Here is a 15,346-nt window from a genome sequence, read left to right on the forward strand (position 1 = left end):
AAGCTACTGCTCCCATGGTGCGCCCGCCGGGGCGGCGGCGCTAGGGTCCTAAGTCGCGCCCGCGCAATGCTCCCGGCGCGGGAGCGCGCACGGCTGATCCGGCTGCGGCGCAACCAGCTGCGGCGCGGCTCAGCTGATGAGCAGGCCCAGCGCTTCCGCCAGGTGGCTGACCTCGCGGACCGAGAAGCCGGCCGGGACGGGGCCGGGCCCGTTGGGGCTGGCGGGCACCACGGCGTGCGTGAACCCCAGCCGGTGGGCCTCCTGGATGCGCTGGTTGATCCCCGGCACCGGACGGACCTCGCCGGCCAGGCCCACCTCGCCGAAAGCGATGAGCCGCTGGGGGAGCGGTTTTTTGGCCTTCGCCGAGGCGACAGCCAGGGCCACGGCCAGATCCGTGGCTGGTTCGCTGAGTTTGACCCCGCCCACGGTCGCCACGTATGAGTCGTCCTTCTGCAGCAGGCAGCCGGCGCGTTGCTGCAGCACGGCCAGCAGCATCGCCACCCGGGAACTGTCCAGGCCGCTGGTGGCCCGGCGGGGCTGCGCGTTGGCGCTTTCGGCGAGCAGGGACTGGACCTCGGCGAGCAGCGGCCGGCGGCCCTCCAGCGTCACCGTGATGCAGGTACCGGAGACGGGGTCCTTGGTGCGGGAGACGAACAGGCCGCTGGGATCGGCCAGTCCCACGATGCCGTCCTCGTTCAGGTCGAAGCAGCCGACGTCGTCGGTGGGTCCGTAGCGGTTCTTGACGGCGCGCAGCAGCCGCAGCCGGGAGTGCCGCTCGCCCTCGAACTGGCAGACCACGTCCACGAGGTGCTCGAGCAGGCGGGGACCGGCGATGGAGCCGTCCTTGGTCACATGGCCCACCAGCAGGGTGGTCATGTTGCGGCGCTTGGCCGCGGCGATCAGGGACGCCGCGACCTCGCGGACCTGGGAGACGCCGCCGGCGCTGCCCTCGACGTCGGCGCTGCTCAGCGTCTGGACCGAGTCCACGATCAGCAGCCGCGGCTCGAGCTTTTCCACCTGGCCCAGCGCCTGGCCCAGATCCGTTTCGGCGGACAGGTACAGCGATTCGGCGACCGCGTCAATCCGGTCCGCGCGCAGCTTCACCTGGGCCGCCGACTCCTCGCCGGTGACATAGAGGACATCCTGCGCGGTGCGGGCAAACTTGGCCGCGACGTCCAGCAGCAGCGTGGACTTGCCCACACCGGGTTCGCCGGCCAGCAGGATCACCGCGCCGGGAACCAGGCCGCCGCCCAGCACACGGTCCAGTTCGTCCACGCCGGTGGGCAGGAACGCGGCCGTCGTGGCATCCACCTCGGCGATCCGGCGGGCCGGCTCCAGAACGGTCGTCGCCGCCGTCGTGCGCGCCACGGCTGCGCCGGTTTCTTCCACCGTGCCCCAGGCCTGGCACTCACCGCACCGGCCCACCCACTTGGCCGTGGTCCAGCCGCATTCCGCACACTTATAGCCCGGCGCCTTGGCGGCGCGGGAAGTCTTTGTAGCCATTGGTCCACCCTAACCGGGGGCACTGACATTCAGGCCCCGTCCCCGGCCCAGGCGGCCAGGTCCCGGCCGCACCCCGGCCGCAACGGCTACAGGGCGGGCAGGATGTCCCGGGCCTCGTGCGGGTCCACGCCCGCGGCTTCGAGCAGGTCCACCATCAGGGGCCGGAAGAGCATCACCACGGTTTCCCCCTCGAGCCGCTGCACGTCCAGCAGGCGCGGGTGCAGCCGGCCGGCGGTCTCGCTCAGCGCCGCCCTGGCCGTGCGCAGGTGGGCGCGGCGGACGCCGTCGTGCACCTCCGCCAACCCCAGGCCCAGCTCATCAATCGCGGCAGCGGTCTCCTGCAGCACCTCGGCAATGTTCTCGGTGGCCTCGTCCGAGAGCGCCGCGTGGTTGATCGCGCTGGTCAGCCGGCGCGCGAACACGCGGCTGTTGCGCAGCGCCAGGTCAATGAAGTCGACCGACTGCGCCAGCCGGTCCAGCTCGTCGCGGTAGCGGCGGTAGGCCGGGGCCAGGGTGGCCACCTCGCCGGAGGAGCGCAGTGTCTGGCGCATCGCGTCAACCAGAGGCTGGCAGTTGCGGCCGCGGATCAGTGCATGCCAGGCCTGGGTGGAGTCGCTGTGGGTCAGGGCCGACGAACACTCGCGCAACACCTCCGCCAGTTCATGCAGCAGTTTCTTAACGTCGTTGCGGGGCTCGCGGCGCGGATCCTTGGGGATCAGGAAGGTCACCAGCAGCGCGAACACGCCGCCCACCACGGCATCAATGCTCCGGGTGAACGGGCCGCCCGCCGGTGCCGGCAACAGCACCACCAGCAGGGACTGCAGGCCCAGCTGCGTAGTAAAAATAGTTCCGCTGTCCAGGAAACGGGCCAGTAGAATCGAGAAAAGGAGCACGACGGCGGCCTGCCAGATCCCCGCGCCCAGCCAGTGCAGCAGCAGGTCGCCCACCACAATGCCGATGGTGCAGCCCAAGCCCACCTCCACGACCCGGCGCAGCCGCGGATCGCGGGAAAAGCCCAGGGCGATCAGGGAGGAGGTGGCGGCGAAAAGCGGTCCGGTATGGCCCAGCACGTACTCGGCGAAGGCGTACGCGCCCACGGCGCAGGCCGTCATCTGGACCGCCGGCAGCAGCGAGTTGCGGCTCCGGACGAAGCCGGTGCGGACCCGGCCGCGCAGGAATCGTGCGCTTGCAGTGAATCCAGTCGCGGAGGCCATGTCCACCAGTCTATTTGCTGTCCGCGGTACCACGGCCGCTCGCCCCTGCCCTACGACCGGGACGCCGCTAACGCAATGGCGACCCGTCAGATGTCGACCAATGGCCCGGCGTCGTTAACCTTCCGTTCACTTTGGACCCCAATTCTCTTCACCTGGGGCACCTAACTTCGGTAAAGGTACAAACCGTATCCACCGTCTTTTCTGCTCGGACGTCTCCGGTCCGACACGCATCTGAATAACCCTGGAAGGGGTACATCTAGTGAAGGCATCACGCTTCGGCCGCAACGCGGCCATCGCTGTTATCGCAGCCGGCGCTCTCGCGCTCACCGCTTGCGGCTCGGACAACGCAACCAACACCGCTGCAGGCACCCAGTCGGCCGGCGGCCCCAAGGTCACCGGAACGCTGACCGGCATCGGCTCCTCCGCGCAGGGTGCAGCCATGGACGTGTGGAAGACCAACTTCGCCTCCGCCAACCAGGGCGCCAACGTGCAGTACTCCCCGGACGGCTCCGGCGCAGGCCGCAAGGCCATCCTCGACGGCTCGGCCCAGTTCGCCGGCTCCGACGCCTACCTCAAGGATGAAGAGGCCGCCAAGGCCAAGGACCAGTGCGGCCCGGACGGCGCGATCGAGGTTCCCGTCTACATCTCGCCGATCGCCATCGCGTTCAACGTGCCGGGCGTGACGGACCTCAAGCTCGACGCCGCCACCGCAGCCAAGATCTTCCGCGGCGAGATCGCCAAGTGGAACGACCCCGCCATCACCGCGCTGAACCCGGATGCCAAGCTTCCGGACCTCAAGGTCACCCCGGTCAACCGCTCTGACGACTCCGGCACCACCAAGAACTTCACCGAGTACCTCGCCGCCGCGGCCCCCGCCGTCTGGAAGGACAAGGCTGACGGTGTGTGGCCGTCCTCGCTCAAGGGCGAGAACGCCAAGGGCACCTCCGGCGTCGTCAAGACCGTGACCGACACCGCCGGTGCGGTCACCTACGCCGATGACTCCGCCGTCAGCGGCAAGATGGGCACCGCCCAGATCAAGGTCGGTTCCGACTTCGTCAAGATCTCCCCGGAAGCTGCCGCCAAGGCTGTGGACCTGGGCAAGCCGGTCGAGGGCCGCGGCGCCAACGACCTGGCCATCAAACTGGACCGCACCACCACGGAATCCGGCGCCTACCCGCTGGTCCTGGTTTCCTACCACATCGTGTGCAGCACCTACGACAAGCAGGAAACCGTCGATCTGGTCAAGGGCTTCGAGAAGTACGTGCTCTCCGAAGAAGGCCAGAAGGCTGCTGCCGAGTCCGCCAAGTCGGCTCCGCTGTCCGCCACCCTCTCCGAGAAGGCCGTCAAGGCCATCGAAGCCATCAAGGTCAAGTCCTAACGTTTGACCTCTTCCGCTAAGTTCCCCGCCCCGCCGCCTGGCGGGACGGGGAACTTAGCGGCGTTTTCCCAAGTTTCCGTGTTTTCCGCAGTTTTCGCAGTTTCCGTAGTTTCCGATAAGTGCGGCCCGGTAACGTTCAGTACATCCGCACCATCAACACCGAAGGGCCAGGTATGACCTCCACCTCCCTGACCAAATCCCAGGGCGCAGGCCGTGCCGGGGACAAAGTCTTCTCAGGTGCCACCCTGGCAGCAGGCTGCCTGATCCTCGCCGTGCTGTTTGGCGTCGCTCTCTTCCTCGTCATCCAGGCGATTCCGGCCTTCACCGCCCCGGCCGAGGACATCCAGGGCGGCAAGGGGTTCCTGGCCTACATCTGGCCAATCGTCGTCGGCACCCTGATCGCCGCCGTGATCGCCCTGGTGATCGCCACGCCGGTCGCCATCGGGGTCGCCCTCTTTATCTCGCACTACGCCCCGCGCCGGCTGGCGTCCGGCCTCGGCTACGTGGTGGACCTGCTGGCCGCCATTCCGTCCGTGGTCTACGGCGCCTGGGGTGCCGCCTTCCTGGCCAAGGAAATCTCCCCGGCCTACAACTGGCTGGCCACCAACCTGGGCTGGCTGCCGATCTTCCAGGGGCCGGCCTCGGCCACCGGCAAAACCATCCTGACGGCAGGCATCGTGCTCGCCGTCATGGTCCTGCCGATCATCACCTCGCTCTCCCGCGAAATCTTCCTGCAGACCCCCAAGCTGCACGAGGAAGCCGCCCTCGCCCTCGGCGCCACCCGCTGGGAAATGATCCGGATGGCCGTGCTGCCGTTCGGCCGCCCCGGCATCATCAGCGCCGTGATGCTGGGCCTGGGCCGCGCCCTCGGCGAAACCATGGCCGTGGCCCTGGTGCTCTCCTCCGGCGCCCTCACGGCAAGCCTGATCCAGTCCGGCAACCAGACCATCGCCGCCGAAATCGCCCTGAACTTCCCCGAAGCCAGCGGCCTGAAGGTCAGCACACTGATCGCCGCCGGCCTGGTGCTCTTCGTCATCACCCTCGGCGTGAACATGATTGCCCGGTGGATCATCACCCGGCACAAAGAATTCTCGGGAGCCAACTAAATGACCTCCACCCTGACCCCGGTCCGCAAACGCTCGGCCCTGACCAAGGGACAGCTGCCCAAGGCCGCGCCGTACATCGTGCTGGCCCTGGCCCTCGTCATCGGTGCCGCCATCCTGGCCCTGGTCGGCTTCAACCCCCTCGGGTGGGGCATCGTCTCGGCCCTGCTCTTCACCGCCGGCCTCGTCGGCTGGAGCGCCGTCGTTGAGGGCTCCCGCAAGGCCAAGGACAAGCTGGTCACCTGCCTCGTGGTCGGTGCCTTCCTTGTCGCCTTGCTGCCGCTGATCTCGGTGATCTGGACCGTGCTGGTCAAGGGCCTGCCCGGTCTGCTGGACCCCGGCTTCCTGAGCACCTCGATGAACGGCGTCACCGGCGCCTACGACAACAAGAGCGTCGAACAAGGCGCCCCCGTGCTGGGCGGCATCTACCACGCGCTGCTGGGCACCGTGCAGATCACCCTGTTGGCCACCGTCATCTCGGTCCCCGTAGGCCTGCTGACATCGATCTACCTTGTCGAGTACGGCCAGGACCGGCCGCTGGCCCGCGCCATCACGTTCTTCGTCGACGTCATGACCGGCATCCCCTCGATCGTGGCCGGCCTGTTCGCCGCCGCGTTCTTCTTCGCCGTCGTCGGACCGGGCACCAAGACCGGCGCCGTTGCCGCCGTCGCACTCTCCGTGCTGATGATCCCGGTGGTGGTCCGCTCCAGCGAGGAAATGCTCAAGATTGTGCCGAACGAACTCCGCGAAGCGGCGTACGCCCTCGGCGTCCGCAAGTGGCGGACCATCCTCAAGGTGGTCATCCCGACGGCGATCTCCGGCATCGCCTCCGGCATCACCCTGGCCATCGCCCGGGTGATCGGGGAAACCGCACCGATCCTGGTCACCGCCGGCTTCGCCACCTCGATCAACAACAACGTGTTCGGCGGCTGGATGGCCTCGCTGCCTACCTTCATCTACACGCAGATCCTCAACCCGACGTCGCCGTCCAACCCGGGTCCGTCCGACCAGCGCGCCTGGGGCGCGGCCCTGGTCCTCATCATCCTCGTGATGCTGCTCAACCTGGCCGCCCGGCTGGTGGCCCGCATCTTCGCACCGAAGGCCGGCCGCTAGGCCGCCGCCGGCACCCGGTCCCTACCTCCACAAGTGAAGGAACAGCATGTCTAAGCGCATCGACGTCAAAGACCTGAACGTCTACTACGGCAAATTCCTGGCCGTCGAGGACGTCAACATCAACATCGACGCCAAATCCGTCACCGCGTTCATCGGCCCGTCAGGCTGCGGCAAGTCCACTTTCCTGCGCACCCTGAACCGGATGCACGAAGTCATCCCCGGCGCCCGCGTCGAAGGCGAAGTGCTGCTCGACGGCGACAACCTTTACGGCCCCGGCGTGGACCCCGTGACGGTACGCTCGCAGATCGGCATGGTCTTCCAGCGCCCCAACCCGTTCCCCACCATGTCCATCCGGGACAACGTGCTGGCCGGCGTCAAGCTGAACAACCAGAAGATCTCCAAAGGCGAGGCCGACTCGCTGGTGGAGCGCTCGCTGCGCGGCGCCAACCTCTGGAACGAGGTCAAGGACCGCCTGGCCAAGCCCGGCTCGGGCCTGTCCGGCGGCCAGCAGCAGCGCCTCTGCATCGCCCGCGCCATCGCCGTGGAACCCCAGGTGATCCTGATGGACGAGCCGTGCTCCGCGCTGGACCCGATCTCCACGCTCGCCATTGAAGACCTCATCAACGAGCTCAAGGACGAATACACCGTGGTGATTGTTACCCACAACATGCAGCAGGCCGCCCGGGTCTCGGACAAGACGGCGTTCTTCAACATCGCCGGGACCGGCAAGCCCGGCAAGTTGATCGAATACGGCGACACCCACACCATCTTCAGCAACCCGACCGAGAAGGCGACCGAGGACTACGTTTCCGGCCGCTTCGGATAGAGCCGGGCGCCTAGAGCCCGGCGAGGGGCGAGAGGGCGAGTTCCAGTACGAAGGCCGCCGCAGCCGTGACCAGCGGGGTCAGCGCCCAAAACGCCAGGATCCGGAGCACCAGCCGCCGGTTGGTCCCCGCGTAGCCCTGGTTGGCGCCGGCCCCCAGGACGGCCGCGGTGACCGTGTGGGTGGTGGAAACCGGCCAGTACAGGCCGATTGCCCCCACCAGCAGGATGGCGCTGCTGCTGAGCTGCGCCACGAACCCGCGCAGCGGATCCATCCGGATCATCCGGTAGCCGATCGTGTAGGAGATCCGCCAGCCGCCCGCCAGGGTGCCTGCCGTCAGCGCGGCAGCGGTCAGCAGGGCCACCCAGACGGGGGTGGAGTCGCCGACCGGCAGTCCCGCGGCGAGCATGCCCAGGATCAGGACCGCACTGGTGCGCTGACCGTCCTGCAGGCCGTGGCCAAAGGCGACGGCGCCCGCTGCGATCGACTGGGCGCGCCGCGACCTGCTGTTCACCACGCTCGGCGGGGTGTAACGAGCCGCCCAGGTCGCCGGCCAGACCAGCAGGTACGCGGCGGCGAAGGCGATCACGGGGGAGAGCAGCAGCGGCAGCACCACCTGGAAAAGCAGCGACCGGTCAGCGCCCAGGACCGCGTTCCCCCCGACGGCCACGCTGGCGACGCCGGCGCCGGCGAGGCCGCCCACCAGCGCGTGGGTCGAGGAGGAGGGGATCCCGCGCCACCAGGTGTAGATGCCCCACACCACGGCGCTCAGCAGCCCGGCCATCAGGATGGTCAGGCCGTTGCCGCCGGACGGAAGAACCACCCACGTCCGGCTGACCTCCAGCGCCAGGGCTGCGCTCAGGCCGGCTCCGATGAAGTTGAACAGCCCGGCCAGGAGCACCGCGACGGTGGGAGTCAGGGCGCGCGTGCGGACCGCGAGGGCAACCGAGGAGGAAGCGTCGCGGAAACCGTTGAGAAACGCAAACGCCCCGGCGAAGACCACCACCACGGCGAAGAAGAGGATGGACACCTCAGGATTCCTTGACGATGATGCTGCCCACCTGGGTGGCGATCCGCCGCATGTCCTTCGTGACCTCTACGAGCTGGTCCGCGATGTCGCGGTTGCGCGCGTACTGGGCCGATTTCATATCCTTGAGCATGTCCGCAACCCAGACCCGGTGGGTGCGCTCCGCGCGCTTGGTGAGGCGGAGGACCTCGATCCAGTAGTCCTCCAGATCATCCAGGCTGTTCAGCTGGCGCATGGCGTCCACGGTGAGCTCGGCCTGCCGGCTGATGATTTCCAGCTGGTCGGCGGCGCGCTTGGGCAGCCGCTCCAGCTTGTAGAGGAAGACCAGGTCCGCGGCGGCGTCCAGCTTCTCCATCGCCTCATTGAGGTAGCGGGAGAGCGCGTACATGTCCTCCCGGGGGAGCGGGTTCAGGAAACTCGTCCGCATGTGCGTCAGGAGGGCGAAATGCAGTTCCGCGGATTTCGCCTCGTGGTCGTGCATGTCCTCCACCAGGCGCGAATGCTCACTGGCGGGGGCGCCGAGGATCTCCGAAAGGGTTCCCGTGGCCAGGGCTATCTGGCGGGCCATCTGGGAAAGCAGGTTCAGCCCGGCGGGCTCCTGGGGGAAAAGGCGCAGCTTCACGTGGGGTTACCGGTCTCCGGACGAGGCTTACACGGGCGTTGTCTGCCGGCCCTGGAACGTGACGATGACCCGCGCATGGGGATCACTTTACCGCCCGCACTTCGCCCGCCGGGAACCGCGCCCGGAGGCGGGCATGAAAATGGTGCCGAACCGGATACGCCTCTCGGCGGTAGGCCGCTCTAGGCGGCTAATTGTTGAAGCCCGGGGGTTTCGCGGCTCGGCACCGCCTTTAGTTTTCTACGTCGGCGGGACCAAGTCAACATTGACAGCCGGGCGCCGGCGTGTGTATCGACAGGGCCGCCAGGCGGGCCGCCGGGGCCGGGGTCCGGCACTTCCGGGCTCTCAAGAGAGCTCAGTCCAGTTCGCCCAGCCGCCAGGCGTTGGCGGCGTGTTCGAGGTCCTCCGCGGTCTTGACCAGAAGGTGCGAATTCCGGGTGAGTTTGCTCGCGTGGTTGGCGTTGCTGTGCTCCGCGCCGTCGGCGAGCGTGGCCTGGCCCAGCGCCACCACCCGGCAGAACGCCGCCGAGCGTTCCAGCGCGACGTCGAACTCGCCGTCGAAGGCGCCGGAGAGGATGGCGTCGGCCATGGACTTCATCTCCTCGGCGCCGGGAGGCTCGGCCGCGCCGGCCACCACGTGGGAGACCTGCGCGGTGTCTTTGCCCGCCCTGAAGTAGACCGAAATCCGTTCCGGATCCCGGATGGTGGCGGCGCGGAGGGCGTAGAGCCGCCAGAGGGCGCCGGGGAGCGAACGCGCCGGGCTTTCGGCCCACATCTCGGCGATGGCGTCGAGGCCTTGTTCGTCGGCGAGCTTCACCAGCCGCCGGGTCACTGTGGGGTCGTCGCTGTCCCGTCCGCGGCGCACGAGCGCCTGGGCCGCCAGGTGCGCCGCCTCGGACACCCGCGCCGGGTCCGCGCCGCCGGCGAACGGTTCGAAGTCGATGGGCGCGAAGGGCTTCGGCTTGTGGTGACGGTGCGGTCCGGGGCTGCTGGCTCCTGTTTGCTCGTTCATGCCACCACGCTACTCCTGTGCATTCAGGGAATCGAGCACGGCGTAGCCCCGCGTGCGGGGGCCGGAAAGGAGCGCGACGGCGGCGTGTCGGGTCCGGTAACAAAGCCCGCCCGCGTCTGGGGTACAGTGTTAACGTCCAGAAATGGACTGGGCCGACGCGCCTGCCAACGGGGCGGATTTCCACCCGTTGCGGCTGTCGGCTGGGGCCTTTAGCTCAGTTGGTAGAGCATCGGACTTTTAATCCGTGGGTCGTGGGTTCGATCCCCACAGGGCCCACTCTTTTAGCGAAGAGTGGAACAACCCCCGGCAGCCTGGCAACAGGAAGCCGGGGGTTTTTTGCGCCCGGATTCCGGAGCCGCGGCCCGCATGAGACAAGCAAGCCTGCCTAGTAGTTAGTTCGGCTAGGATAATCGGATGAACTCGGATACCGCGGCAGGCTCAGGCTACTGGTACGGCCCCGATGAGCGGGTCGACCCGCCCACCGCGGTGCTGCAGGCCCTGCGCGGGTACCGGGCGGCCGAGGTCGCCACCCGGCGCTCCACCCGGGACTCCATGGGCATGGGGGAAACCGATCTGCTGGCCCTGCGGTACCTGCTGCGCGCGGAGGCCGCCGGGGAGCGGATGGGACCCAAGGACCTCAGCCGCCTGCTGGGCATCACGACGGCGTCCACCACCTCGCTGATTGACCGCCTCGTGGCCAGCGGCCACGTGCGCCGCGAGCCGCACCCCACCGACCGGCGGTCACTGGTGATCGTTCCTACCGCCGCGACGGATTCCGAGGTGCGCGCCACCCTCGGGGAGATGCACCGCAGGATGCTGGCGGTCGCGGAGGGGCTCACGGCGGAGGAGAGCCACGTCATCGTGGCCTTCCTGCGGCGCATGACCGAGGCGCTGAACGAGCACACCGAACGCCACTGACCCCGGGCCCCGCACGTGCGGGAAATATCTGCGCCTAGCAACTAGCTAGTTCGACTAGTGATATGTATGCTTACTACTTGTGTCAGATAATCGTTTTGCGTGGAGGAGTCGTGGCTGAGTTGTTGACGATCACCGGAACCCCGGGAGCCGGTGCGGCCCCGCTGGTCTCGCCCCGCTCACCGCTCCAGCCGGGTGCCGCTGCGCCCACGCTGCCCCCAAGCACGCACAGCCAGGCGCCCAGCCACTGCGGATCCCCGATGGAATGGACGGCTCCGGCGCTGGATACGATGTCCGTCCATACCTTCGACGCCGGCTTCGCCTCCGCCGGACTCCCGCCGGTGTGGCGCTGCCCCTGCGGATTCCAGCTCGATGGCATCGTCCACACCTCCAACGCGCTCGCCGCGCTCTCGTGAGCGCCGTCCCCGTGCCCGCGGCGGCGCAGACCCACCCCGCATCCGGCGACGCGGCGTCCACCGGCCTCAGCGGCAGGATCCTGCCCCTGCCGGAGGCTCCCGAAGGCCGCTTCCTGGTGCACGAACTCCTGGGCCGCGGGGCGACCGCCACGGTCTTCCGCGGAACCGACCTGCTCAACGGCAGGCCGGTAGCCCTCAAGGTGGCCCAGGGTCCCACCGAGAAGCACGCCCGCCGGATCCACGCGGAAGCGCATATCCTCGCCAGCCTGGACCACCCGGCCGTTGTCGGCTTCGTCGCCGCGGGCACGGTGCCCCCCGGTGGCCAGTGGGCGGGCCGCCCGTTCCTGGTTGAGGAGTTCGCCTACGGCGGCAGCCTGGCGGAGCGGATCCGCGGCGGGGCGTCCGGACCGGAGGAAGTGGCCGGCTGGGCAGCCGCCGCATTGTCCGGGCTCGGACACGTCCACTCGCGCGGACTGGTACATCGGGATATCAAGCCTGCAAACATCCTGCTTAGTGCGCTCCGGAGGTGTTCGGTCCGAATCGCCGACTTCGGGATCGCCACGCAGGCCAGCGCAGCGCCTGAACCCGGCGAATCGTCGGGCACCGTGCATTACATGAGCCCGGAGCAGGCTGCCGGCGAGCCCCTCGGCGCCGCCACCGACATCTACGCGCTCGGGCTGGTGCTGCTGGAGTGCCTCACCGGGGTCAAGGCGTACCCCGGAACCCCGGTCGAGTCGCTCGTGGCGCGCACCCTGCGCGGGCCGGAGATCCCGGCGGAACTGGGGACCGGCTGGGTGATGTTGCTGACGGCCATGACGGCAATGGACCCCGCGGCCCGCCCCACGGCGGCAGCCGCCCACAAGCTGGCCGCCAGGCTCACCCGGGCCCTCCCGCCGCTGCGCCTGGTCGGCTGAGGCGCCGGCCCGACTACAGCCACACAGCCGAGGGCCGGCACGCACTCTGAGTGCATGCCGGCCCTCGGCTGTTGTCGCGGCGCCGCGCGCCCGGGTGCTACCCCGCGGCGCTGATCAGGTGCGTGAAGTGGTCGTACCGGAACGTGACCGGGCCGCCGTCGTGCACCATGCTGAGGTTGCCGCCGCCGGCAACCCCGCCCGCGCCGTAGTTCTCCGCCCAGGAGCGGTTGAGGGCGGCCTTGAAGGAGTAGTTGCCGGCCGGAAGGTCCGGGAACGTCAGCTTCCAGACCAGGTCCGCGGGATCCAGCGTGAGCTGGGCCTGCGGGCACTCCGGCATCCAGTCAGCCGGGCAGCCCAGCTCGGAATCGAGGTCCCCGGCGACGGCCACCGCCGCGGGCTGCTGGGCGGCGTAGGCCGCGCTCATCACATGGGTGCTGTGGTCGTAGCGGAACGTCACCGCTCCGCCGGGGTGGTTCAGGACGATGTTGCTGCCGTTGGCCCCGCCCCCCGCACCGTAGTTCTCGTCCCAGGAGCCGTTGATGGCGGCCTTGAATTCGTAGCTGCCGGCGGGCAGGTTGGGAACGGTCAGCCGCCAGACCTTGTCGGCCGGATCAAGCTTCAGGAACGCCGCCGGGCAGGCCGGCTGCCAGTCACCGGGGCAGCCCATTTCCGAGTTGAGGCTGCCTGCCACGGTGACCGAATCAGGCTGCGGCAGCTCGCCCGCGACCACGGTACGGACCTCGCTGACCACCTCGCCGGCGCCCGGCACGGTCATCAGGGCGCGGTACCGCAACTGGGCGCCGTCCGCGACGGACAGCGCGGCCAGGTCGTCCACCGCGCTGTAGGCGGGGGAGGAGCTGTCCTCACCGAACTTGGTCCAGGCTCCGCCGTCGACGCTGCGCTCGAAGCGGACCACGTAGTCGGCCTTTTCCGGACTCGCGACGGCGCTGACCTCCACCTTGCCGCGGACGCTGCTGCCTTCCTTGGGGCTGACGATGCTGAGCAGCGGGGCCGGTACGGTGCCGCTGCGGGGCCGGCTCACGGACGTGTGCGCCCCGTTGTCCAGCACGACGGCGCGGTACTCCACGGCGGTGCCGGCGTTAAGGGCCGAGACGTCGTGGAAGACCTGGTACGGCGCCGTGTCATCCGTGCCGATCGACGCCCATTGGCCGCCGGCCGTGCGCGCCTGGAAGGTGACCTCATAGAAGGAACTGCCGTCGACGTCGGCCGCGACCCGTACGCGGCTGTTGTCCGCGGCGGAGGCCGCCGGCTCCTGCAGCGTTACCGTGGGCGCCGCCTTGGAATGCGGGATGCGCCCCGCCGACTCGTAGACGACGGCGGAGAGCGGCGGCACCGTGACCGTGAGCGTCCCGTCCGCGGCGGTCTTGACCTCGGCGGCCGCTGCTCCGTAGATCCGGTTGTAGCTGCGCTTGGCCACGTAGGTGGGGACCGCCGCCGTCTGGGCCTGCGTGCTGTTGTTGACGGAGACCACGTACTCGCGCTGGTCCTTGGCGTCGGTCCGGGAGAAGGCGTAGATGCCGGGCCCGTCGGAGGCGTAGCGGTTCTGGTGCGCGCCGTTGCGCAGCGCCGGGTGTTCGGTGGTGAGGGCGGCGAGTTCACTGATCCCGCGGTACAGCGGGTGGGCGGTGTTGAAGTTGTCGCCCGCGTGCGTGGCGTCGGTGCCCAGCAGGTCGTCGTCGAGGTAGTCCGGGACCTTGCTCGCGAACATCGTCTGGCGGGCGTCCTGGTCGCCGCCGGGGCCGGTGAAGCCCTGTTCATCGCCGTAGTAAACCACGGGGTTCCCGCGGGAGAGGTACATCAGCTCGTGGGCGAGCCGGTCCCGGGCGACGCGTTCGGCGTCGTCCGCGCCCGGGTTGTCCGCGCTGATGAAGCTGCCGATCCTGCCCATGTCGTGGTTGCCCAGGAAGGTGGGGAGTTCGTAGACGTTGGAGTCCGCGTCGGTGTACCAGTCGTCGCCGGCGAAGAAGGTCTCCAGTTCCTTGGCGCCCTGGCCGCGGGAGGCGAAGTTGCGGGCCGCCTCCTGGAACGGAAAGTCGAGCACGGCCTGCATCTTGTTGCGGGTGGTGAACTGCGAGGTGAAGCTCTTGGAGGTGTCGAAGACCTCGCCGAACATAAAGAACTCGTCCTTGCCGTGCGCCTTGGCGTAGTCGAGGACCCGGGGACCGAACTGCTGCCAGAACTCGTCGTTCACGTGTTTCATGGTGTCGATCCGGAAGCCGTCCACGCCGAAGTCGCCGATCCACTTCTCGTAGATGTCGACCATGCCGTTGACCACCTTGGGGTGTTCGGTGAAGAGGTCATCGAGGCCGAAGAAATCGCCGTAGAATGAGTTTTCACCCTCGAAGGTGGTGTCGCCGCGGTTGTGGTACAGGGTCGGGTCGTTGAGCCAGGCGGGGACCTTGAGGTTCTCCTCGCCGGGCGCCAGCTTCGGCGTGTAGGGGAAGGACTTCGCCGCGTCCAGGGCGGGGAAGGTGCCGGTGCCGGCGTAGTCCCGGTCGTCGAACGGTTCGCCGGCGGCGGTCAGGTACGGGGCGGCGTCCTTGGACTTGTAGGCGGCGCGGTCGCCCTGTTCGTACCCGATGACGTCTGCCGTGTGGTTGGTGATGATGTCGAAGTAGACCTTCATGCCGCGGGCGTGGGCCTCGTCGATGAGCGACTTGAGCTCATCGTTGGTGCCCAGATGCGGATCGATCTGGGTGAAGTCCGTGACCCAGTAGCCGTGGTACCCGGCCGACTTGTCCTCCGGCTGGACCGCCTTGTTCTTGAAGCTTGGGGTCAGCCAGATTGAGGTGGTGCCCAAACCCTGGATGTAGTCGATCTTCTCCCGCAGGCCCCTGAGGTCCCCGCCGTTGTAGAAGCCCTTCTTCGTCGGGTCGAAACCGGAGACCATCGGGTCGGCGCCCAGGCCGCCGTCGTCGTTGGCGGTGCTGCCGTTGCTGAAACGGTCCGCCATCACAAAGTAGAAGCGCTCGTCCGTGACCGGCCCGCGGAGGGAATGCGTCGCTGACGGGGTGCCCGGCCCGCGAGGGTCCGGCGCCGCTTGGGCGGGGACGACGCCGACGGCGGCGGCGGCCAGTGCCGCCGCCAGGGCGACGCCGGCGCGAACGGTGTGGGGGCGTCCTGCGCCGCGCCTCAAACGGGGCGGCCAGGGCAGGCTGGAGCTGCGGGTGTTCACGATGGAGACCTTCCGGGTGAGCGACGTTGCCTAAACGAAGGGAGGGATGCGGGAGACCGGCTACTGAGAGCCAAGTCACAATTGTAAGCGCTTGCATAGGGATTTTCCAGTGA

At 68.6% G+C, this 15,346-nt stretch carries 13 protein-coding genes and 1 tRNA gene; 8 read left to right on the forward strand and 6 right to left on the reverse strand.

What is annotated here, in order from left to right; translation table 11 throughout:
• Window positions 1–129 precede the first annotated feature (129 nt).
• Both radA and ABIN76_RS03915 read right to left on the reverse strand, forming a co-directional pair.
• A complete protein-coding gene (gene radA / locus ABIN76_RS03910) occupies window positions 130–1,503 on the reverse strand; it encodes a DNA repair protein RadA (protein ID WP_346958414.1) in 1,374 nt (457 codons plus the stop codon).
• A gap of 86 nt (window positions 1,504–1,589) precedes the next feature.
• A complete protein-coding gene (locus ABIN76_RS03915; protein WP_346958415.1) occupies window positions 1,590–2,717 on the reverse strand; it encodes an FUSC family protein in 1,128 nt (375 codons plus the stop codon).
• Between the two features lie 259 nt (window positions 2,718–2,976).
• On the opposite strand from ABIN76_RS03915, the gene pstS reads away from it, so the two are divergent.
• From pstS to pstB, 4 genes are all read left to right on the forward strand, one after another.
• Entirely contained in the window at window positions 2,977–4,095 is a 1,119-nt protein-coding gene (gene pstS, locus ABIN76_RS03920) for a phosphate ABC transporter substrate-binding protein PstS (protein WP_346958416.1), read from the forward strand.
• Window positions 4,096–4,268: 173 nt separating this feature from the next.
• A complete protein-coding gene (pstC, locus tag ABIN76_RS03925; RefSeq protein WP_346958646.1) occupies window positions 4,269–5,201 on the forward strand; it encodes a phosphate ABC transporter permease subunit PstC in 933 nt (310 codons plus the stop codon).
• On the forward strand, window positions 5,202–6,311 hold the full coding sequence (gene pstA, locus ABIN76_RS03930) for a phosphate ABC transporter permease PstA (RefSeq protein ID WP_346958417.1): 1,110 nt from the start codon (window positions 5,202–5,204) through the stop codon (window positions 6,309–6,311).
• A gap of 46 nt (window positions 6,312–6,357) precedes the next feature.
• Window positions 6,358–7,137, forward strand: coding sequence for a phosphate ABC transporter ATP-binding protein PstB (gene pstB, locus ABIN76_RS03935; RefSeq protein ID WP_346958418.1), 780 nt, complete (start codon window positions 6,358–6,360; stop codon window positions 7,135–7,137).
• Between the two features lie 10 nt (window positions 7,138–7,147).
• On the opposite strand, the gene ABIN76_RS03940 is transcribed toward pstB, so the two are convergent.
• From ABIN76_RS03940 to ABIN76_RS03950, 3 genes are all read right to left on the reverse strand, one after another.
• Window positions 7,148–8,164, reverse strand: a complete 1,017-nt coding sequence (locus ABIN76_RS03940; RefSeq protein WP_346958419.1) for an inorganic phosphate transporter — start codon at window positions 8,162–8,164, stop codon at window positions 7,148–7,150.
• Between the two features lies 1 nt (window position 8,165).
• Entirely contained in the window at window positions 8,166–8,783 is a 618-nt protein-coding gene (locus ABIN76_RS03945) for a nuclease PIN (RefSeq protein ID WP_346958420.1), read from the reverse strand.
• Window positions 8,784–9,135: 352 nt separating this feature from the next.
• The gene (locus tag ABIN76_RS03950) at window positions 9,136–9,792 is read right to left on the reverse strand and encodes a hypothetical protein (protein ID WP_346958421.1); all 657 of its coding nucleotides are present in this window, start codon (window positions 9,790–9,792) and stop codon (window positions 9,136–9,138) included.
• A 203-nt stretch (window positions 9,793–9,995) separates the two neighbouring features.
• Here ABIN76_RS03950 and ABIN76_RS03955 point away from each other — a divergent pair.
• The 4 genes from ABIN76_RS03955 (at window position 9,996) to ABIN76_RS03970 (ending at window position 12,037) form a co-directional block, all read left to right on the forward strand.
• A tRNA-Lys gene (locus ABIN76_RS03955) sits at window positions 9,996–10,068 on the forward strand.
• Window positions 10,069–10,206: 138 nt separating this feature from the next.
• Window positions 10,207–10,710: a MarR family transcriptional regulator gene (locus tag ABIN76_RS03960; protein ID WP_346958422.1), complete on the forward strand. Its 504-nt coding sequence runs from the start codon at window positions 10,207–10,209 to the stop codon at window positions 10,708–10,710.
• Between the two features lie 110 nt (window positions 10,711–10,820).
• Window positions 10,821–11,123, forward strand: coding sequence for a hypothetical protein (locus ABIN76_RS03965; protein ID WP_346958423.1), 303 nt, complete (start codon window positions 10,821–10,823; stop codon window positions 11,121–11,123).
• Window positions 11,120–12,037, forward strand: a complete 918-nt coding sequence (locus ABIN76_RS03970; protein ID WP_346958424.1) for a serine/threonine-protein kinase — start codon at window positions 11,120–11,122, stop codon at window positions 12,035–12,037. Before ABIN76_RS03965 ends, ABIN76_RS03970 begins: the two co-directional genes overlap by 4 nt.
• A gap of 97 nt (window positions 12,038–12,134) precedes the next feature.
• Here ABIN76_RS03970 and ABIN76_RS03975 read toward each other — a convergent pair whose 3' ends face one another.
• Window positions 12,135–15,134 carry an alpha-amylase family glycosyl hydrolase gene (locus ABIN76_RS03975; RefSeq protein WP_346958647.1) on the reverse strand — a complete coding sequence of 1,000 codons (3,000 nt, stop codon included), beginning with the start codon at window positions 15,132–15,134 and terminating at the stop codon, window positions 12,135–12,137.
• Window positions 15,135–15,346 lie beyond the last annotated feature (212 nt).

Source organism: uncultured Arthrobacter sp. (assembly GCF_964021775.1).
Lineage (GTDB): Bacteria > Actinomycetota > Actinomycetes > Actinomycetales > Micrococcaceae > Arthrobacter.

Excerpts from the sequence above, each read along its gene's own strand:
- pstA (WP_346958417.1), top strand. The coding sequence starts at position 5,202 with ATGACCTCCACCCTGACCCCGGTCCGCAAACGCTCGGCCCTGACCAAG.
- radA (WP_346958414.1), bottom strand. The coding sequence starts at position 1,503 with ATGGCTACAAAGACTTCCCGCGCCGCCAAGGCGCCGGGCTATAAGTGT.
- ABIN76_RS03950 (WP_346958421.1), bottom strand. The coding sequence starts at position 9,792 with ATGAACGAGCAAACAGGAGCCAGCAGCCCCGGACCGCACCGTCACCAC.
- pstC (WP_346958646.1), top strand. The coding sequence starts at position 4,269 with ATGACCTCCACCTCCCTGACCAAATCCCAGGGCGCAGGCCGTGCCGGG.
- pstB (WP_346958418.1), top strand. The coding sequence starts at position 6,358 with ATGTCTAAGCGCATCGACGTCAAAGACCTGAACGTCTACTACGGCAAA.
- ABIN76_RS03960 (WP_346958422.1), top strand. The coding sequence starts at position 10,207 with ATGAACTCGGATACCGCGGCAGGCTCAGGCTACTGGTACGGCCCCGAT.
- ABIN76_RS03915 (WP_346958415.1), bottom strand. The coding sequence starts at position 2,717 with ATGGCCTCCGCGACTGGATTCACTGCAAGCGCACGATTCCTGCGCGGC.